Genomic DNA, 19195 nt, shown 5'->3' with positions numbered 1-19195 from the left:
CGAACGCGGGGCGGACATGCCCTCTTCTTCGAATATCGCGCGAAGTTCGACACCGGAAGTTCGGGCTCGAATTTCGCGCGAAATTCGAGGCTTGCGCGTGGCGTTCAAATTTCGCGCGAAATTCGAATCGCGCTCGGCGGGTGACGGCTGAGGGCGTGGGTTGCGTCAGGCCTCTGCTTCGGCGAAGCCGGGTTGCCACTCGGCGATGATGTCGCGGGTGGCGACCTCGGCGTCGAGCTGGCAGAGGATGCCCGTCGCGCCCAGCGTGACCCGGTGGATCAGCAGGTAGTCCGGCGGGAGGTTCAGCAGCCTTCCGGTGCGGAAGTCGGGGCTGCTCAGGTCGGAGACCCGTTCGGCCTGCCGCTGCAGCCAGCGGCGGGTGAAGTGGAAGGTCTCGGTGCGCGCCGGGTCCACGAACGGCGCCAGGTAGGCGAGCACGTCCTCGGCCCGCAGCTCCTGGTCCGGCTGCACGAACCGCTCCTCGCGCAGCAGCTCCAGCAGCTCGATCGACTGGTCGTGAAGAGCAAGCCGGACCATCTTGCCGAACGTCGGCGGCAGGCCGTCGGGAAGCCGCGAGACCGCTCCGAAGTCGATCACGCACAGCCGCTCGTCCGGCAGCAGCATGAAGTTGCCCGGGTGCGGATCGGCGTGCAGCAAACCGACCTTCGCCGGGGTCGAGAAGTGGAACTCGGCCAGCAGCCGGCCCGCCAGGTTCCGCTCGGCCTGCGAGCCCTCGGCGATGATCTTCGAGAACGGCGTGCCGGTGACCCACTCCGTGACCACGACCTTCGGCGCGCTCGCGATCACCGCGGGCACCACGACCCGCTCGTCACCGGAGAGGACCTTGGCGAAGGTGCGCTGGTTGTCGGCCTCGATGCGGTAGTCGAGCTCCTCGACCATCCGCTCCTGCAGCTCCTCCAGCAGCGGCTTGACCTCGGCGCCCGGTGCCAGCGACTGGAAGAGGCGGGAGAACCGCATCAGCTGCCGGAGGTCGGAGCGCAACGCCTCGTCGGCGCCCGGGTACTGGACCTTGACCGCCACCTCGCGGCCGTCGTGCCACACCGCCCGGTGCACCTGGCCGATGCTGGCCGAGGCCGCGGGCTCGTCGTCGAAGGACTCGAAGCGCGTGCGCCACGAGGAGCCCAGCTGTTCGGCCAGCACCCGGTGCACGCTGGAGATCGGCATCGGCGGCGCGGCCGACTGCAACTTGGTCAGCGCCTCGCGGTAGGGACCGGCCATCGCGTCGGGCACGGCGGCCTCGAACACGCTCAGCGCCTGGCCGAACTTCATCGCCCCGCCCTTGAGCTGCCCCAGCACCGCGAACAGCTGCTCAGCGGTCTTGGCGGCCACGTCGGCGTTGATCTCGGCGGCGTTCTGGCCGGTCAGACGGCGTCCCCAGCCCGCGGCGACCCGTCCGGCGACGCCCAGTGGCAGGCTGGCGAGCTTGGCGGTGCGGTGTGCAGATTGACGGGGAATGTCGGCCACGAATTCTCCTAGGTGCGCGCAGGAAAACCCTCTCGAAGACCGAAAGCCGTGGGGTCGCCATTCGGAAAACGAGAAACCCATCAACATGCTAGTCGTTCAACAGCACGTCGTGGGTTGTGATCGGCATTCTGGTTGAGCGGGGTTCGTTCCCGCGGCCGAATGGGTTGGGCCGACGGGAACGGTTAAGCGACTCAAAACGGATTTACCGCTTCGGGAACCCCCGGGAAACCGGGACGGGGTGGGCCGCTGGCGGCCCACCCGTGCCTGTCACGCCTTGCCGAGGATGCGGGTCATCTTGGTCCCGCACACGGGGCACGTGCCCTTGGCCATCCGGCGTCCGTTGGTCTCCGAGACCTCACCGGAAAAGTCGCGCTTCTCCCGGCACTTCACGCAGTAGCCGTTGTACGTCTCGGCCACGGCTCCCCTCCTTCTGGTAATTGATCCAGCGCCACAGCTGGATCGCCGGCGCCCCCTGCGGGCGGCTGGGGGAACCGTACAGGCGGAGTAATTGAGATGCATGCATTACGAGCATGGCATGTTCGACTCGATGGAGTAATCATTCGTCCATTGATGGGAACTTGACCATGAGGTGCAGCTCACAGGGGGAACCGTTTGTCGGAGCCAGTCGCTAAGGTCCACTTTCGTGGCTGAACCGCAGGTCGAGGTCCGCCGCAGCAAGCGCCGCCGCCAGACGGTGAGCGCCTATCGCGACGGCGACAAGATCGTGGTGCTGCTCCCGGCTCGGATGAGCCGTGCGGAGGAAAAACGCTGGGTGGCGGACATGCTGAGCCGTCTGCAGCGCAGTGAGACGCGACGCCGATCCCCCGCACGCAACTCGGACGAGGCGCTGGTGCAGCGCTGCCGTGAGCTGTCCGTGAAGTACCTGGACGGCAGGACCGATCCGAGCAGCGTTCGGTGGGTTCCGCCGATGCGCACCCGCTGGGCCTCGTGCACGCCCAGCGAGGGCACCATTCGAGTGAGCGAGCGGCTGCGAGATGTACCCGGATGGGTGCTCGATTACGTGCTCGTCCACGAGCTCGCGCACCTGCTGGTCCCCGGCCACGGCGCCGACTTCTGGAAGTGGGTCGAGCGCTACCCGAAGACCGAACGCGCCATCGGCTACCTCGAGGGCGTGGTCGCGGCGTCCCAGCTCCAGGTCGGCCTCACCGACGACGAGACCGAGGACCCCGAAGGCTCCTGACCCGGACGCAACACCACCCGTCCACCGCGAGGTGCGGTGGACGGGTGGTGGGCGTGAATCAGGACTTGGCGTCGCCGTTGGAGCCGTCGGAGTCCGAGTCACCCTCGGAGGAGTCGTCCTCGGACTTCTCGGCTTCCTCGGCGCGGCGGATGGCCGCGATCGGGTCGTCGAGGTCGGAGTTCGAACCCCAGCGGTCGGCGAAGTCCAGCGGTTCGTCCAGGTCGGAGCTGTCGGGCAGCAGGTCCGGGTGGTCCCAGACCTGGTCGCGGGCCTCGGTGCCGTGGCGCTCGGCCATCAGCCGCCAGAGGTTCGCCGCGTCGCGCATCCGGCGCGGGCGCAGCTCCAGCCCGATCAGCGTCGCGAAGGTCTGCTCGGCCGGGCCGCCGCTGGCGCGACGCCTGCGGACCAGCTCGCCCAGCGCCTCCGCGCCCGGCAGCCGCTCGCCCAGAGCGTCGGCCACGACCACGTCGACCCAGCCCTCGACCAGGGCCAGCAGCGTTTCGAGCCTGTTCAGAGCGGCCTGCTGCTCCGGGGTGGTCTGCGGTTCGAGCATTCCCGAACCCATCATCTCCTGCATCGACGCCGGGTTGGACGGGTCGATCTTGCCCGCCATGTCCTCCAGCGCGGAGGTGTCGATGTGGATGCCGCGCGCGTACTCCTCGACGGTGGCCAGCAAGCGCTGCGCCAACCACGGGACGTGCCCGAACAGCCGGTGGTGCGCCGCCTCGCGCGCGGCCAGGAACAAGGTGGCCTCGCTGATCGGCCGGTCCAGTCCCTCGACGAACTTCTCGATGTTGGCCGGAAGCAGCGCCGCGGTCCCGGACGGTCCCAGCGGCAGCCCGACCTCGGTGGAGGTCAGGACCTCACCGCCGAGCTGGGCGAGTCCGCTGCCCAGCTGCGATCCGAAGGTCATCCCGCCCATCTGGCCGAGCATGTTCAGCAGCGGGCCGGCGGCCTGCTTGGCCTCCTCCGGCAGCGCCTCCAGCCAGGCCGCGGACATGCGCTGCGCGATCGGGTCGCACAGCCGCTGCCACACCGGCAGGGTCTTCTCGACCCAGTCCACGGAGGACCAGGTCTGCACCGAGCGGACCCCGGCGGGCAGCGAGGTGCTGGCGTCGAGCCACAGCTCGGCGAGGCGAACCGCGTCCTCGATCGCCTTGACCTGCTCCTGGCTGGGTCGTTCGGTCCGCTGGTTGTTGTGCAGCTGCTGCACCGCGAGCTGCTTGGCGAGGTCGTAGTTGACCGGCCCGGACTGGCCGCTACCGCCACCGGAGTGGCTCAGCGCCTGGCCGAGCTGGGTCAGCATCTGGCCGAGCTGCCCGATGTCGAAGTTGCCGCCCGGTCCGGGCATGCCGGCGAAACCGAAGGGGTTGTCCCCCGGGTTGCCGGCTCCACCCTCAGAGCGGCCTTGCGACGAGTCGCCCTTGTCGGGGTCGTCGGGGTCCTGCGAACTGAACCCGAACGGCATATTGGTCATAGTTCCACCGTACGCGGCCTCAGCCGCCCCTAAGAAGATGTCGTGGCTCTGGTCTGTGCGAACACCGGGAACATCGCCAAGAGCGAACACGTACGCTGTCGCCTCGTGAACCGCCGTACCTGGACGCTGCTGACGAGTGTCGTGCTGGTTGTCGCCTTCGGTCTCCTCGGCGCGTTCGCGCGGGTGCCGTTCGTGGCGCTGGGCCCCGGGCCGACGTACGACACGCTCGGCCTGGATGGCGACCACCCGGTGATCGGCGTCGAGGGACATGAAACCTACCCGACCGCCGGTCACTTGAACATGACCACGGTATCGGTCACCGACCAGTTGTCGCTGTTCGGTGCGCTGGGCCTGTGGGTCTCCGGTCGCTACGCCCTGGCTCCGCGCGACGTCTACTTCCCGCCGAACAAGAGCGAGCAGCAGATCGAGCAGGAGAACACCGAGGCGTTCAACGACTCGCAGACGACCGCCGAGACCGCGGCGCTGCGCTTCCTCGGCTATCCGCACAAGGTGCTGATCGGCCAGATCGTCAAGGGCAGCCCGGCCGACGGCACGCTGGAGCCCGGCGACCGGCTGCTCAACGCCAACGGCAAGCCGGTCACCGACGCCGCGTCGCTGAAGGCGGCGCTGACCGGGACCAAGCCCGGAGACCGGGTGGAGATCCGCTACCAGCGCGCTGACCAGCCCGAACAGGTCGCCAACGTGCAGCTGGGGCGCAACGACCAGCCGGGCGGCGACCAGTCGCAGGGCTTCCTCGGCGTCGGCGCGACCGAACGCCCGGACGTGCCGTTCGAGATCAAGATCAGCCTCGCCGACGTGGGCGGCCCCTCGGCCGGCCTGATGTTCACGCTGGCGATCATCGACAAGCTGACGCCCGGCGAGCTCAACGGCGGCAAGTTCGTCGCGGGCACCGGCGAGATCGACCCGGCGGGCAACGTCGGGCCGATCGGCGGCATCCCGTTCAAGATGATCAAGGCCAAGGAATCCGGCGCCACGATCTTCCTGGTCCCGGCCGAGAACTGCGCCGAGGCCAAGTCCCAGGCCCCGGACGGCCTCCAGCTAGCCAGGGTCGCCAACCTCGGCGACGCCACCAAGGCGATGGAAGCGCTGCGCGCCAACCAAGCCCCAGCAGCCTGCTGAGCACGCCCTCTGAACTGCGTGCGAGCGGCGCAGCCGCGAGAGCCGGAGCTCAGGCGAAGGTGGCGTTGAGGGCCTTCAGCAGGTTGGGGGCAAGCGAGGGGTCGCTGAAGACCTCGTCCTCCTCGCCGCGCAGCCGCATGACGCAGGACTGACCGCCGCCGTCGCGCAGGACCGCGGCCACCAGCCGCGCTTCGCGCCGGTCGGGGTGCTCGGCGGCGAGCTTGCGGGCGCCGTCCTCGTCCTCCGGCAGCGCGGCCTCCGCCTCCGGCGGCAGCACGACGATCTCCTGCACCAGCGCGCAGCCGACGACCTGCTCCGGCCACTCGATGCGGGCCAGCGCCTCGCCGAGGTCCTCGGCGGGCAGCGACTCCTGCGCCAACGGCGTCAGGGGAGAGGCCACCGGGTCGAGCTGGTCGGCCATCTCGGGAGCTGCGGCGATCATCGTCTCGGTCGCCACCAGGGCGAAGATCTGCGTCGGCTGGTCCCAGCCGGCGGAAGCGACGAACTCCTCGACCTCGCGGGTCGCGACGGGCAGGGCGAACCCCAATTCCTCTGCGGAAGGCATGGCGGCAATCGTCGCAGAACCGCCTTCGACGGAGGGAGGCGCGCCGAGTTGAACCGATCGATACCGATCTGTGTCCGAAAAATACCGTTCGCGCGGGGCCTTCCAGGAACTTCACACATGGGTCGTAGAGTTGAACATCACGAGGGAATCGTGTTCTCCGACGTGATTGCCAAGTTCAGCTGACCGTCCCCAGGAGCGTGCGCTGTGGCCATGCGGCCCCCGGTAGGAATGCCGAAACTATCCCGGCGAAGCAGAATCCTGCTGATTCTGGGCGGGGTCGTCCTGCTCGCCCTGATCCTCGGATCGCGGATGCTGGGCGCCTACGTCGACTGGTTGTGGTTCGGCGAGGTCGGATACCGGCAGGTCTTCACGACCCAGGTCGCCTCGCGGCTCGGTCTCGGCATCGTGGCCGCCGTCTTCCTGGGCGGGGTGCTGCTGCTCAACCTCTGGATGGCCTACCGCAACCGCCCGGTGTTCGTCCCGGTCAGCGGCCCGGACGACCCGCTGACCCGCTACCGCACGGTCATCACCGAGCACTCCCGGCTGTTCGGCCTGGGCGTGCCGATCCTGATCGCCGCGATCAGCGGGCTGGCCGCGCAGGCCGACTGGCAGACGCTGCAGCTGTTCCTGCACAGCGTCCCGTTCGGGCAGACCGACCCGGAGTTCGGCAAGGACATCAGCTTCTACGTCTTCCAGCTGCCGTTCTGGCGCATGGTGCTGTCCTGGGCGTTCATCGCGGTGACCGTGTCGTTCCTCGGCGCGCTGGTCACCCACTACATCTTCGGCGGCATCCGGCTCACCGGCCGCAGCGGCCAGCTGTCGATGCCCGCGCGGGTCCAGCTCGGCGTGCTGGCCGGCCTGTTCGTGCTGCTCAAGGCCGTCGACTACTTCCTCGACCGGTACGACCTGCTGCTGTCCCAGCGCAACAGCCTGTTCACCGGTGCCAGCTACACCGACCTCAACGCGGTGATGCCGGCGAAGCTGATCCTGATGTGCATCGCGGTGTTCTGCGCGCTGGCGTTCTTCTCGGTGATCTTCCTGAAGAACCTGCAGATCCCGGCGCTGGCGACGGTCCTGCTGCTGCTGTCGAGCGTCGTGGTCGGCGCGGTGTGGCCGGCGCTGCTGGAGCAGTTCTCGGTGCGGCCGAACGCCAACCAGCGCGAGGCCGTCTCCATCGAGCGCAACCTCGCGGCCACCAAGTCCGCGTTCGGCATCGGGGACGACAAGGTCAATTTCGTCGACTACCCGGGCAAGACGCAGCTGCAGCCCAGCGAGGTCGCCGATGACGCCGGCACCATCCCCAACATCCGGCTGCTCGACCCCAACGTCCTGTCGGCGACGTTCACGCAGCTCACGCAGCAGTACAACTTCTACGGCTTCCCCGACAAGCTCGACGTCGACCGCTACCGGGACGCCAACGGGCAGCTGCAGGACTACCTGGTCGCGCTGCGCGAGATCAACACCGACGGCCTGGCGGTCAACCAGCAGAACTGGATCAACCGGCACACCGTCTACACCCACGGCAACGGCTTCATCGCCGCACCGGCCGACCGGGTCGACTCGACCTTCAACGAGGGCGCCACGCAGGGCGGCTACCCGGTCTTCCAGATCAGCGACGTCGCCAACAAGGGCCAGGGCGGCATCCCGGTCGAGCAGCCGCGCGTCTACTACGGCGAGCTCGTCGGCCCCGACGACTACGCCATCGTCGGCGGCAACCCGGGTGAGGCGCCGCGCGAGTACGACACCGACACCCAGCAGTTCACCTACGACGGCCGCGGCGGCGTGCCGATCTCCAACCCGTTCCAGCGGCTGGCCTTCGCCGCCTACTACGGCGAGCGGAACTTCCTGTTCAGCGGCGTGATCGGCGAGAACTCCAAGCTGATCTACGAGCGCAACCCGCGCGACCGCGTCCAGAAGGTCGCGCCGTGGCTCAAGCTCGACGGCGACCCGTACCCGGCCGTGGTGGACGGCCGCGTCAAGTGGATCGTCGACGGCTACACCACGCTGAACAACTACCCGTACTCGAAGCTGACCGAGCTGGGCGAGGCCACCAACGACACCCTCACCGGTGTCGAGCGCCAGCCCAACCAGCAGATCAACTACATCCGCAACTCGGTCAAGGCCACGGTCGACGCCTACGACGGCACCGTCGACCTGTTCGCCACCGACGAGAACGACCCGGTCCTCAAGACCTGGGAGGGCGTGTTCCCCGGCGTGGTCAAGCCGGCCAGCGCCATCTCGCCGGAGCTGCGCGAGCACTTCCGGTACCCGGAGGACATGTTCAAGGTGCAGCGCAAGCTGCTGACCGAGTACCACGTGGACAACCCGGGCGACTTCTTCTCCACCCAGACCTTCTGGGAGGTGCCCAACGACCCCACGGCTCGCGGCACCGTCGGCAGCAGTGAGGGGCAGCAGCCGCCCTACTACGTGCTCGCCCAGGTCGAAGGTCAGCAGCAGCCGAACTTCCAGCTCACCAGCGCCCTGACCGCGCTGCGGCGGCAGAACCTCTCGGCGTGGGTGTCGGTGTCCTCGGACCCGCAGAACTACGGGCAGATGACCGTGCTGCGGCTGCCGACGAACACGCTGACCCCGGGTCCGAACCAGGTCCAGAACCAGATGGAGTCGACCCCCGAGGTCACCGAGAACCGGACGCTGTTCAACAACCCGAACGTCACGGCGATCTTCGGCAACCTGCTCACGCTGCCGGTGGCCGGTGGGCTGCTCTACATCGAGCCCATCTACATCCAGCGCAACGAGCAGGAGTCCTACCCGCAGCTCGCACGGGTGCTGGTGTCCTTCGGCGGCAAGGTCGGCTTCTCCGAGACCCTGCAGGGGGCGCTCGACCAGGTCTTCGGTTCCGGAGCGGGCCAGGGGACCCAGCCGGGCACGCCCGGCGCGCAGCCCGAGCAGCCGGGGCAGCCGCCGGCACCGGGTACGCCGCAGACGGGCCAGGAGGAGGTCGGCGCGATCCGCGACGCGCTGGAACGGGTCCGCAAGGCCCAGCAGTCCGGCAACTTCGCCGAGATGGGCCAGGCCTACCAGCAGCTCGACGACGCCATCAAGCGCTTCGAGCAGGGGCAGGGCACCGGCGGCTGAGCCGTCCGTGTGGAAGTCGGCGGGGTGGGGACCGGCGCGGTTCCCGCCCCGCCGACGCATCTGAATGCCAGGTCAGGACGGGTGCGGAACCGCTTAGCCACCCCCGGTTTGAACGGCTGTGACCCGGTCCGTAAGCTAATGCCTACAACAGAACGAAGCGGCTGGAATCTTCAGCCGACGGCGCGGGGTGGAGCAGTTCGGTAGCTCGCTGGGCTCATAACCCAGAGGTCGCAGGTTCAAATCCTGTCCCCGCTACTCATTTGGTGTTCAGTCCCCCTTGGCTTCGCTGAGGGGGACTTTCCCGTTTCTCGATGTCTTTACGGGGGCCGAGCCCCCGTAGGTCCCCACGGTGCGGTGGTCGCCTTCGGGGTGATCGTGACCGTCGGGATCCCGGCTTCTTGAGCTGGGGAAACCGGTTTCGGGGACCCCGTGCGAAAGGTGTTTTCCGGGGGTGTAGAGTTCCCATTACAACAGAACGAAGCGGCTGGAAACTTCAGCCGACGGCGCGGGGTGGAGCAGTTCGGTAGCTCGCTGGGCTCATAACCCAGAGGTCGCAGGTTCAAATCCTGTCCCCGCTACTAGAGAGAAAGTGCCTCCGGTCATCCGGAGGCACTTTTCTTCGCGCTCAGTCCTTCAGGCCCTCGGCCCACTTGCGAGCGCAGCCGGGGGAGCAGACCCTGCCGTCGCCTCGGACCACGGCCGTTTGGCGCATGGTGCGGCCGCAGACCATGCAGGAGTCCGTCTCGGCGCCGCGCTGCACCGGGACCATGGACTTGGCTCGTTCGGTGACCTTCTGCGTCACCTTCTCCTTGCTCTCGTTGACCTTGGTACGCAACCAACTGCGATGCACGCCCGAACCTCCTGCTTTCCACGCCGTGCGCCCGCCGCTACCCGGCGGCCAACAGCAGCGTGAGGGTTACCACCTGTAGTTGTGCAGTTTCAGAACGTGATAACACCTCATTGCGCGGCCAAGAACCCCCATACAGGCGAATCAACGAGCGCGCGGTTGCAATCCGTGCATCTACCAGGGCTGCATTCGGGTGGGATCTGTGATCATCGAGCCCCCGCGCGCCGAAAAACCGGTAATCCCGGTCTGGGACCAATGGCGGAATGGTTCGTCCACTCGGACCAGTCAGGTGCAACCACTGTGGACAGAAGCGCCGACCACTGTGGACAGCTCCGTCGGGACGTGGCACCGTTGGTGTCGTGAGCGAGCTGAATGCGACATCCGCTGCCCTGTTGGGACTACTGCACGAAGGGCCGAAGACCGGTGGCCAGCTGGTCGCCGCGGCCACCGAGCGCTTCGCCGGGTTCTTCAGCGTCACCCGCAGCCAGGTGTACCGCGAGCTGCCCGCGCTGACCGAGGACGGCCTGCTGCGCCTCGGCAAGCAGGGCCCGCGCTCCAGTCAGCAGTACGCGATCACGGCCGCCGGGAAGAAGGCCTTCAAGTCGTGGCTGAACACCGCCCCGGGGCCTGACAACGTCCGCAGCCCGCTGATCCTCAAGCTGGTCTACTCCGGCACCCTCACCCCGCGCCAGCGCGCCGCGCTCGTCGAGTCCGCCCGCGCGCAGACCGCTGTGAAGATGGACGAGGCCCGCAACGCCGCCAAGACGGCGGGCGACCCCTACGAGAAGGCCGCCGCCGACTTCACCGTCGCCTACAACCGGGCGATCAACAAGCTCCTCGATTCGATCCCCGACTGAAGAACCTGTTCCTGGGCTCTTTTCGCGCAGCGGCGCGGGTGGCTGAGCCCGGCGGCGCTCAGGTGGCCGCCACGGCTCGCGGCCGCGCCACCCGCGGACGGTCCAGCAGCACCGGGTGACACCCGTCAACAACGGCTGCGCCGCTCGATCGGCGCAGCCGTTGTTCGCGTTCGCCCGCAGGCGAAAGCCGATCGGTGCCGTCCTCGTGGGCGGCCGCTCATGGGTGAAGTACCCTGAGCACTGTGAATCCCGACGTCGCGGCCTCCCTCAAGGAACTGTCCAACACGCTCGAAGGCATCGAGAGCGTGATGGATCTCGACGCACTCCGCGCGGAGATCTCCGAGCTGGAGCAGGAGGCGGCCAAGCCCGATCTCTGGGACGACGTCGAAAACGCGCAGCGCGTCAGCAGCCGGCTCGTGCACCGGCAGGCGGACCTGCGCCGCATCTCCGAGCTCCGCCAGCGCGTCGAGGACCTCGAAGTCCTCTACGAGCTCAGCGAGGACGAGGGCGACAGCTCCGGTCTGGCCGAGGCCGACGAGGAGCGCGAGCGCCTCGCCAAGGACCTCGAAACCCTGGAGGTCCGGACCCTGCTCTCCGGCGAGTACGACCAGCGCGAAGCGGTGGTCACCATTCGCGCGGAGGCCGGTGGCGTCGACGCCGCCGACTTCGCCGAGATGCTGATGCGCATGTACCTGCGCTGGGCCGAGCGGCACTCCTACCCGGCCGAGGTCTACGACACCTCCTACGCCGAAGAGGCCGGCCTGAAGTCGGCGACGTTCCGGGTCAACGCGCCCTACGCCTACGGCACCCTGTCCATCGAGCAGGGCACGCACCGCCTGGTGCGGATCTCGCCGTTCGACAACCAGGGCCGCCGCCAGACCTCCTTCGCCGGTGTCGAGGTGCTGCCGGTCGTCGAGGAGACCGACCACGTCGAGATCCCGGAGAAGGACATCCGCGTCGACGTCTTCCGCTCCTCCGGTCCCGGCGGGCAGAGCGTGAACACCACCGACTCGGCCGTGCGCATCACGCACATCCCGACCGGCGTGGTGGTGTCCTGCCAGAACGAGAAGTCGCAGCTGCAGAACAAGGCAGCCGCGATGCGCGTGCTCCAGTCCAAGCTGCTGGCCCGCAAGAAGGAGGAGGAGCGCGCCGAGCTCGACGCCCTCAAGGACGGCGGCTCCAGCTGGGGCAACCAGATGCGCTCCTACGTGCTGCACCCGTACCAGATGGTCAAGGACCTGCGGACCGAGCACGAAGTGGGCAATCCCGACGCGGTTCTCGACGGCGACATCGACGGTTTCCTGGAAGCGGGGATCCGCTGGCGCCGCCAGCAGCAGAGCGTGGCCTGATCGACGCCCAGCGCGCCCGTCAAAACTGCTGGTCACCACTGGTGCAACCACCGCTGTGGGTGAGTGCGGGTCGCTCCATCGGGCGGGGGTAAACTCCCGGCCGTGATCCGCCTTGAGCACGTGTCCAAGACGTACAAGACGTCGACCCGGCCCGCTCTCGACGATGTCTCTGTGGGCATCGACAAGGGCGAGTTCGTGTTCCTCATCGGGCCATCGGGCTCCGGGAAGTCGACGTTCATGCGCCTCCTGCTGCGCGAGGATGTGCCCAGCCGTGGCCGGGTCTTCGTCGCGGACTGGAACGTCGCGAAGCTGCCGCGCCGCCGGGTGCCCCGGCTGCGTCAGCGCATCGGCTGCGTCTTCCAGGACTTCCGGCTGCTGAACAACAAGACCGTGGCCGAGAACGTCGCGTTCGCGCTGGAGGTCATCGGCAAGCCGCGCGCCGACATCCAGCGGGTCGTCCCGCAGGTGCTGCAGCTGGTGGGCCTCGACGGCAAGGCCGACCGGATGCCCAACGAGCTCTCCGGTGGTGAGCAGCAGCGCGTCGCCATCGCGCGCGCCTTCGTCAACCGGCCGCTGGTGCTGCTGTGCGATGAGCCGACGGGAAACCTGGACCCCGACACGAGCCAGGACATCATGCTGCTGCTGGAGCGGATCAACCGCACCGGCACCACCGTCGTGATGGCCACGCACGACCACGGCATCGTCGACTCGATGCGCCGTCGCGTCGTGGAGCTCAGCCTCGGCCGGGTCATCCGCGACGACGCCCGTGGCGTGTACGGCGTCGGCCGCTGATCCGGCACGACCCGATCGCCCGGCCCGTGCACCCGAGGACCCACACCCCCGAACGGCAGGAAAGCTGACCCAAGATGCGTGCGAGCTTCGTATTCAGCGAGGTCGTCAACGGCCTTCGGCGCAACGTGACGATGACCATCGCGATGATCCTGACGACCGCCATCTCGGTGGGTCTGCTCGGTGGCGGTCTGCTGGTGGTCCGGCTCATCGACAAGATGCAGGACACCTACCAGGACCGCGTCGAGGTCGTGGTGTTCATGACCGACGACGTCAGCGCCAATGACACCGACTGCAGCCAGCAGCCCTGCGCCTCGGTCATGTCGGCGCTCAAGAGCGCCGAGGGCGTCGAGTCGGTCAAGTACGAGAACCGGGAGCAGGCGTTCGCCAGCTTCAACAAGGTCTTCGAGTCGCAGCCGGAGCTCAAGGACGTGGCCCGCGCCGAGGCGATGCCGGCCTCGCTGCGCGTGAAGCTCACCGAGCAGGAGCGCTTCCCGCAGATCCAGGCCGAGTTCGCCAGCAAGCCGGGCGTGGACAGCGTCGTCGACCAGGCCGAGTACCTGGACCGGTTGTTCGACATCCTCAACGGCGTCCGCAACGCGACGTTCTCGATCGCGCTGGTGCAGGCGTTGGCCGCGTTGCTGCTGATCTCCAACACCATTCAGCTCTCGGCGTTCACCCGCCGCACGGAGACCGGCATCATGCGCCTGGTGGGTGCGACACGCTGGTACACCCAGCTGCCGTTCCTCCTGGAAGCGATGGTGTCAGGTCTGATCGGTGCGGTGCTGGCGATCGCCGGTCTGCTGATCGCGAAGGCGGCGTTCATCGACAGGGTCATGGGGCCGGTGCTGGGCACCGGCATCATCCCAGCGGTCGAATGGGGCGACATCGCACTGATCTCGCCGATCCTGCTGCTGGTCTCCGCGGTGATCTCCGCTGTCACCGGTTACGTCACGCTCCGGCTGTACGTGCGGCTGTAGCCTGGTGCTCGGCGGTCCCCGCGGAAGGGGCCGCCGAGTTCGGCTAAACCGGGTGACACGAGGACTAGAGTTGTTCGCATGGTGAAGGAACGCGGCCGCAAGGTCATCTCGCAGAACCGCAAGGCGCGGCATGACTGGTCGGTGATTGACACCTACGAGGCCGGAATCGCGCTGACCGGTACCGAGGTCAAGAGCCTGCGCCAGGGCAAGGCGCAGCTCGTCGACGGCTTCGCCACTGTGGACGACGGCGAGGTCTGGCTGCGCAACGTCCACATCCCCGAGTACACCGAGGGGACGTGGACCAACCACGAACCGCGGCGCTCCCGCAAACTCCTGCTGCACCGGCACGAGATCGAGCGGCTGGTCGGAAAGATCAAGGAGAGCGGGCTGAGCCTGGTGCCGATGTCGCTGTACTTCAGCGACGGCAAGGCCAAGGTCGAGCTCGCGCTGGCGCGAGGCAAGAAGGCGCACGACAAGCGCCAGGACATCGCCAAGCGCGATATGGAACGCGAGATCCAGCGCGCCATCGGGCGCGCGCGAAAGGGCCGGCGCTGACTTGACGGCACCGCACGACGACAACCGAATTCCCGCTTGGCTGAACGAACTCGGCTTGCCGGGGCTGGTCGACATCCACACCCACTTCCTGCCGCCGAACGTGCTGGACAAGGTGTGGGCGTACTTCGACAACGCCTCCGAGCACTACGGGATGCGGTGGGAGATCTTCTACCGGCACGACGAGCCCACCCGGGTGCGGCTGCTGCGCGAGTTCGGACTGCGGGCGTTCGCCCCGCTGGTCTACGCGCACAAGCCCGCGATGGCCGCGTGGCTCAACGACTGGGTTCGCGATTTCGCCCAGCGCACGCCGGAGGCGGTTCCCACCGCCACCATCTACCCCGAACCCGGCGTGGGCGACTACCTCGCTCGCGCGCTGGACGAGGGCGCCCGCTGCGTGAAGATGCACGTCCAGGTGGGCTCGTTCGACCCGCGCGACCCCTTGCTGGACCAGGCGTGGGGCCTGCTCGGCGAGACCGGTGTGCCGGTCGTCGTGCACTGCGGGAACGGTCCGATCGCCGGTGCCTACACCGGGCTGGACGTGTTCGAGGGCGTGCTGCGCAGGCATCCCAGGCTCACGGCGGTGCTGGCGCACGCCGGAATGCCCGACTACCTCGCGGCGTTGAACCTGGTGGAGCGCTATCCGCGGGTTCACCTGGACACGACCATGGTCGGTGTGGCGTTCAGCGAGAAGTTCGCGCCGCTGCCCAAGGACTGGGCCGCGCGGATCGCCGCGCACCCCGACCGGATCGTGCTGGGCACCGACTACCCGAACATCCCGTACCAGTACGCCGACCAGCTCGCGGTCATCGCCGATTGGGCGGGTGGCGACCCTCGGCTCGGCAAGCCCTTCCTGCGCGCGTTGCTGCACGACACACCGGCGAAGCTCCTGGGCTTGAAGGTATGAGGGATATGGGAATGATCGCCGGGGCCCGACGCGTTATCCTGTTGGACACCGGTTCGAAAACCGGTAGCAAGTGGAGCATGGACATGGGGGTGAACGGTTTCGACTCCGTACGTTGATCCTTGGGAAGCGTGCCGGTGCAGGCGGGAGACCACCGTGAGCGTCGCCGCAAACAAATAAGCGCCGACAAGAGTCAGCGCGAGTTCGCCCTCGCCGCCTGAGCGAGGAGCGACTCTGTCGGACCGGGAACGCCTCCGTCCCGGAATCCGGCATCAGCTAGGAGGCTCCTACCGCTGGGTTCGGTCGCGGGACCCAGCGGGACATCAAACAGCGACTGGGCTCGTCACACCGGCTAGTTCGCGTGACCGGTGGAGCCGAGTAGAGGCATAGCGGACTGCGCACGGAGAAGCCTTGGTGAAGCGACGGAGGACCCGGGTTCGATTCCCGGCACCTCCACGGACCTCGGGGCGAGGTGTGTTCGCGGAATGCGCGAACCATCTCGCCCCGTCGTGTTAGTTGCGAGGGCCGAGCCCCCGCAGGCCCCCACGGTGCGGTGGGGCTTTGGCTTCGTTCCTCGCCTTCGGGGTGTTCCCGGCCTGGTCTTGGAAGAACATCTCGCTCGTGCCGCTCCTATCGCTCCTGCCGCTCCTTCCTCTCCTCGGTGCTGTTTCTGCCGGGTCTTCGCAGGTCTTCGGCTTCTTGCTGTTGTTTCTCGTTCCATTGTTCATGGGGTGACGATGGTGAAGTCCGGGTTCGGGTTGGCCAGGTAGCTGAACAGCTCGGTGATCCTCTTCGGGTTCCCGGTTGTTCTCGCGCGGCTTTGGGCGACCAGGTCGTCGGTGGTCGTGGTGCCCAGGAGGACCTTTCGGAGATCTTGCTCTTCGAGGGTGACCTCGGCGTCGGGTTCGCCGGCCGCAGGACCGGTTCCTCTGATGTGGACCATGACCCCGTTGCGGAGGCGCTGGGTGTGCGACTCGCCGCCGTCGACGTTCCAGCGGATCGTGATGTCCGCGTCCCAGCACTTCGGACCGTCCACCCTAATGGCGAGAGCCGCGAAGAGCTGGTCCAGGTCCAGCGCGCGGAGCACGTCCGGTGACGCGGTCACCGTGGGCGTGCCGATCGGTCCGTGGCGCAGTTCGTGGGCACCCATGAGGTAGAAGTTGCGCCAGGGACCGTTCTCGCAGCCGTAGCCGAGCTGCTCCAGGGCGTCCGCTTGCAGCGCCCGCGCCGCCTCGTGGTCGGGCCGGGCGAACACCACGTGGTTGACGACCTGCGCGACCCAGCGGAAGTCACCCTCCTCGAAGGACTCGCGGGCGCGTCGGACCACCTCGTCGGCGCCGCCCATGAACTCCACGTACCGCTCGGCGGCTTCGACAGGAGGGTGTTCCCACAGGTGGGCGGGGTTCCCGTCGAACCAGCCCAGGTACTTCTGGTAGACCGCCTTGGTGTTGTGGCTGACCGAGCCGTAGTACCCGTGGGTGTGCCAGGCGCGCTCCAGACCTGGAGGCATCTCGATCCGCTCGGCGATCTCCAGCGGAGTCATCCCCGCGTTGATCATCCGCAGCGTCTGGTCGTGCAGGTAGGCGTAGAGGTCGCGCTGCTCGGTCAGGAACTCGACGACGCGGTCGCGGCCGACCACGGGCCAGTGGTGGGAGGCGAAGGCGATGTCGGAACCCTCGGCGAACAGGTCGATGGCCTCCGTGAGGTAGTCCGCCCAGGCGTGCGGGTCGCGCACCTCCGCCCCGCGCAGCGTCAGCAGGTTGTGCAGGTTGTGGGTGGCGTTCTCGGCCATGCACAGCGCGGCGTGGTCCGGGAAGTGGATGTTGAGCTCGGCCGGAGCCTCGGTGCCCGGGGTGAGCTGGAAGACCATCCGGATCCCGTCGACCGTCTCCGACTGGCCTGTCTCGGTGATGTCGTGGGTCGGCGGCACCATGCCGAGAGCACCGGTCGAGGTGGTCGGGCCCAGCCCCGCGCCGATCTGCCCCCGCGGGCCCTTGGCCAGCGCGGCTCCGTACATGTAGCCCGCCCGGCGGGCCATGGCGGTGCCCGCGTAGACGTTCTCGCTGACCGCGTGCGCCAGGAATCCCCGCGGCGCGAGCACCGGAATCCCGGCCGCGAGCTCCGCGTCGGTGACGACACCGCGAACTCCGCCGAAGTGGTCGGCGTGGCTGTGCGTGTAGAGCACACCGGTCACCGGGCGGTCGCCGCGGTGACTCCGGTAGAGCGAGAGCGCCGCGGCGGCCGTCTCCGCGGACAGCAGCGGGTCGATGACCAGGATTCCGCGGGAACCTTCCACGACCGTCATGTTGGACAGGTCGAAACCGCGCACCTGGTAGAGGCCCTCCACGACCTCGAAGAGGCCGTGCTCGACGCACAACCGGCTCTGCCGCCACAGACTGGGGTTGGCCGTGTCCGGGCAGTCCTGGGCGAGGAATCCGTAGGCGTCCAGGTCCCACACGACCGCCCCCGACGAGTCGCGGATGAGCGGATCCTCGGCGGTCCCGAGGAAGCCGCGGCGAGCGTCGTCGAGGTCGCGGGTGTCGTCGAACGGGAATGTCTCCCGCACCTCCGCGTTGCCCGCCGCGATCGTCGGTCGAGCGGGCTGCGAGCCGGTTTCCAGGGACATCGGGACCTCCCGTTCGGCGGGTTCTGACGCCGCCTCCGCGACTCCCGGCCATCGTCACCGGCGACGTCCGCGGGCGCCAACCGGGCGCCGGAGGCCGCGTGCCGACCCGTCCGGGTGATACGAGCAGACCCAGGTGGCAGGCGCGGGGTCGCGTTCGGAATGCGCGCGGGGCGCGGGAACCTACGCTCGGTTCGGGCGCGCGGGAGGGCGGTGCGGATGTCGGCGAACACGTCGGGGGAGCGTCGGGACGGGCCGGTTCCGCTGCTGCGCCACGCGCAGATCGCCTGCGTGTACCTGGCCGTGGGCGTGCTCGCGGTCCTCGCCTACACCGCTCGCGGCATGCTGGTGCTGGTGTTCCTCGGGTTCTTCCTCGCCCTCGGCGTGGAACCGGTGGTCGGCTGGTTGCAGCGGCATCGTTGGCGGCGCGGCCTGGCTGTCGGTGCGGTCGTGCTGGGGCTGCTGGTCGTCCTCGGAGTGGCGATCCTGCTGGTGCTCGTCCCCGCGTTCAGCCAGGTCGGCCACTTCGTGGAGCGCGTCCCGAGCCTGGTGTCCGGGGTCGGGACGAACCTCGGGTCCGGAGAGCTGCGCGCCCACCTGCGCGATCCGGCGTTGCACGAGCAGGTCAAAGCGGCGGCGAGCAGCGCGGCGAGCTTCGCCCTGCAGGCGCTCACCGCTGGGTTCGCCGCGTTGGGAGTGGTTTTCGGCGGGGTCTTCGCCGCCTGCACCGCCGGCGCGCTGATGGTCTACTTCTCGCTCGCCATGCCCCGGCTCCACAGCGCCGTCGCACGCTTCGGCGAAGGGCATCCGGGCCGGGCGGACGCCGTGCTCGCCGCGATGGGCCGGGTCGGCGGCTACGTGACCGGGCAGGTCGTCGTGTCGTTGTGCGCCGGGGCCGCTTCCTACGTGTTCTTCCTGGTCGCGGGCGTGCCCTATCCCGCGTTGCTCGCCGTGGTGGTCGCGCTGCTGGACACGATCCCGCAGATCGGCGCGACGCTCGCCTCGCTGGCCGCGACGCTGGTGGCGCTGAGCCAGGGACTCTCGCTGGCCGTCATCACGCTGCTGTTCTTCGTCGTCTACCAGGCGGTCGAGAACTACCTGATCGCCCCGCGGGTGTTCGCCCGGACCGTCGAGCTGAGCCCGCTGGGGGCGTTCGTCGCGATCCTCGTCGGAGGTGCGCTGGCCGGTGTGCTCGGCGCGATGCTCGCGCTCCCCGTGGCCGCCGCGTTGAAGATCCTCGTCCGCCACGCCCGGGTCGAGATGCGGGGGAGTGCGACGTGAGCCCCCGCGCGACGGTGAACCGGGTCGAAAGTCCTGGTCAGGCTGCGGA

At 68.4% G+C, this 19195-nt stretch carries 16 protein-coding genes, 2 tRNA genes and 1 other RNA gene; 13 read left to right on the top strand and 6 right to left on the bottom strand.

Annotated elements, in window-relative coordinates; translation table 11 throughout:
• Window positions 1–165 precede the first annotated feature (165 nt).
• Together AB0J91_RS19870 and AB0J91_RS19865 are read right to left on the bottom strand one after the other, a co-directional pair.
• Complete coding sequence (locus AB0J91_RS19870) at window positions 166–1485, bottom strand: AarF/ABC1/UbiB kinase family protein (RefSeq protein ID WP_363870818.1); 1320 nt, start codon at window positions 1483–1485, stop codon at window positions 166–168.
• Window positions 1486–1752: 267 nt separating this feature from the next.
• Window positions 1753–1902: a DUF5679 domain-containing protein gene (locus tag AB0J91_RS19865; protein WP_010693945.1), complete on the bottom strand. Its 150-nt coding sequence runs from the start codon at window positions 1900–1902 to the stop codon at window positions 1753–1755.
• Between the two features lie 226 nt (window positions 1903–2128).
• On the opposite strand from AB0J91_RS19865, the gene AB0J91_RS19860 reads away from it, so the two are divergent.
• Window positions 2129–2686: a YgjP-like metallopeptidase domain-containing protein gene (locus AB0J91_RS19860; protein WP_363789577.1), complete on the top strand. Its 558-nt coding sequence runs from the start codon at window positions 2129–2131 to the stop codon at window positions 2684–2686.
• 58 nt (window positions 2687–2744) lie between these two features.
• Here AB0J91_RS19860 and AB0J91_RS19855 read toward each other — a convergent pair whose 3' ends face one another.
• Window positions 2745–4163, bottom strand: a complete 1419-nt coding sequence (locus AB0J91_RS19855) for a zinc-dependent metalloprotease (RefSeq protein ID WP_363870815.1) — start codon at window positions 4161–4163, stop codon at window positions 2745–2747.
• 105 nt (window positions 4164–4268) lie between these two features.
• Between AB0J91_RS19855 and AB0J91_RS19850 the strand changes: the two genes are divergently transcribed.
• Entirely contained in the window at window positions 4269–5303 is a 1035-nt protein-coding gene (locus AB0J91_RS19850) for a PDZ domain-containing protein (RefSeq protein ID WP_363870813.1), read from the top strand.
• Between the two features lie 49 nt (window positions 5304–5352).
• Here AB0J91_RS19850 and AB0J91_RS19845 read toward each other — a convergent pair whose 3' ends face one another.
• Window positions 5353–5868 (bottom strand): PPA1309 family protein, encoded by a 516-nt coding sequence (locus AB0J91_RS19845; RefSeq protein WP_363870810.1) that lies wholly within the window; start codon window positions 5866–5868, stop codon window positions 5353–5355.
• A gap of 210 nt (window positions 5869–6078) precedes the next feature.
• Between AB0J91_RS19845 and AB0J91_RS19840 the strand changes: the two genes are divergently transcribed.
• From AB0J91_RS19840 to AB0J91_RS19830, 3 genes are all read left to right on the top strand, one after another.
• On the top strand, window positions 6079–8964 hold the full coding sequence (locus AB0J91_RS19840) for a UPF0182 family protein (protein ID WP_363870917.1): 2886 nt from the start codon (window positions 6079–6081) through the stop codon (window positions 8962–8964).
• A 181-nt stretch (window positions 8965–9145) separates the two neighbouring features.
• Window positions 9146–9219 (top strand) — tRNA-Met (locus AB0J91_RS19835).
• Between the two features lie 249 nt (window positions 9220–9468).
• A tRNA-Met gene (locus AB0J91_RS19830) sits at window positions 9469–9542 on the top strand.
• Window positions 9543–9589: 47 nt separating this feature from the next.
• Here AB0J91_RS19830 and AB0J91_RS19825 read toward each other — a convergent pair.
• A complete protein-coding gene (locus tag AB0J91_RS19825) occupies window positions 9590–9814 on the bottom strand; it encodes a hypothetical protein (RefSeq protein WP_210972546.1) in 225 nt (74 codons plus the stop codon).
• Between the two features lie 356 nt (window positions 9815–10170).
• Between AB0J91_RS19825 and AB0J91_RS19820 the strand changes: the two genes are divergently transcribed.
• The 7 genes from AB0J91_RS19820 (at window position 10171) to ssrA (ending at window position 15701) form a co-directional block, all read left to right on the top strand.
• Entirely contained in the window at window positions 10171–10668 is a 498-nt protein-coding gene (locus AB0J91_RS19820; protein WP_132672950.1) for a helix-turn-helix transcriptional regulator, read from the top strand.
• A 242-nt stretch (window positions 10669–10910) separates the two neighbouring features.
• Window positions 10911–12017, top strand: a complete 1107-nt coding sequence (gene prfB, locus AB0J91_RS19815) for a peptide chain release factor 2 (RefSeq protein ID WP_363870806.1) — start codon at window positions 10911–10913, stop codon at window positions 12015–12017.
• 102 nt (window positions 12018–12119) lie between these two features.
• Entirely contained in the window at window positions 12120–12809 is a 690-nt protein-coding gene (gene ftsE / locus AB0J91_RS19810; RefSeq protein WP_132625127.1) for a cell division ATP-binding protein FtsE, read from the top strand.
• A 74-nt stretch (window positions 12810–12883) separates the two neighbouring features.
• Window positions 12884–13786, top strand: coding sequence for a permease-like cell division protein FtsX (gene ftsX, locus AB0J91_RS19805; protein WP_363870803.1), 903 nt, complete (start codon window positions 12884–12886; stop codon window positions 13784–13786).
• A 78-nt stretch (window positions 13787–13864) separates the two neighbouring features.
• On the top strand, window positions 13865–14341 hold the full coding sequence (smpB, locus tag AB0J91_RS19800; RefSeq protein WP_363870801.1) for an SsrA-binding protein SmpB: 477 nt from the start codon (window positions 13865–13867) through the stop codon (window positions 14339–14341).
• A 1-nt stretch (window position 14342) separates the two neighbouring features.
• A complete protein-coding gene (locus tag AB0J91_RS19795) occupies window positions 14343–15245 on the top strand; it encodes an amidohydrolase family protein (RefSeq protein WP_363870798.1) in 903 nt (300 codons plus the stop codon).
• Window positions 15246–15330: 85 nt separating this feature from the next.
• Window positions 15331–15701, top strand: a transfer-messenger RNA (tmRNA) gene (ssrA, locus tag AB0J91_RS19790).
• 265 nt (window positions 15702–15966) lie between these two features.
• Here the strand turns inward: ssrA and AB0J91_RS19785 are convergent.
• Entirely contained in the window at window positions 15967–17868 is a 1902-nt protein-coding gene (locus AB0J91_RS19785) for an alkyl sulfatase dimerization domain-containing protein (protein WP_363870795.1), read from the bottom strand.
• Between the two features lie 216 nt (window positions 17869–18084).
• Between AB0J91_RS19785 and AB0J91_RS19780 the strand changes: the two genes are divergently transcribed.
• Window positions 18085–19146 (top strand): AI-2E family transporter, encoded by a 1062-nt coding sequence (locus tag AB0J91_RS19780; RefSeq protein ID WP_363870793.1) that lies wholly within the window; start codon window positions 18085–18087, stop codon window positions 19144–19146.
• Window positions 19147–19195 lie beyond the last annotated feature (49 nt).

Source organism: Saccharopolyspora sp. NPDC049357 (genome assembly GCF_040677225.1).
In the GTDB taxonomy this organism is placed as follows: domain Bacteria; phylum Actinomycetota; class Actinomycetes; order Mycobacteriales; family Pseudonocardiaceae; genus Saccharopolyspora.
The sequence above is the reverse complement of the archived record's forward strand: the minus strand, read 5'-3'. Positions and strand labels throughout refer to the sequence as shown.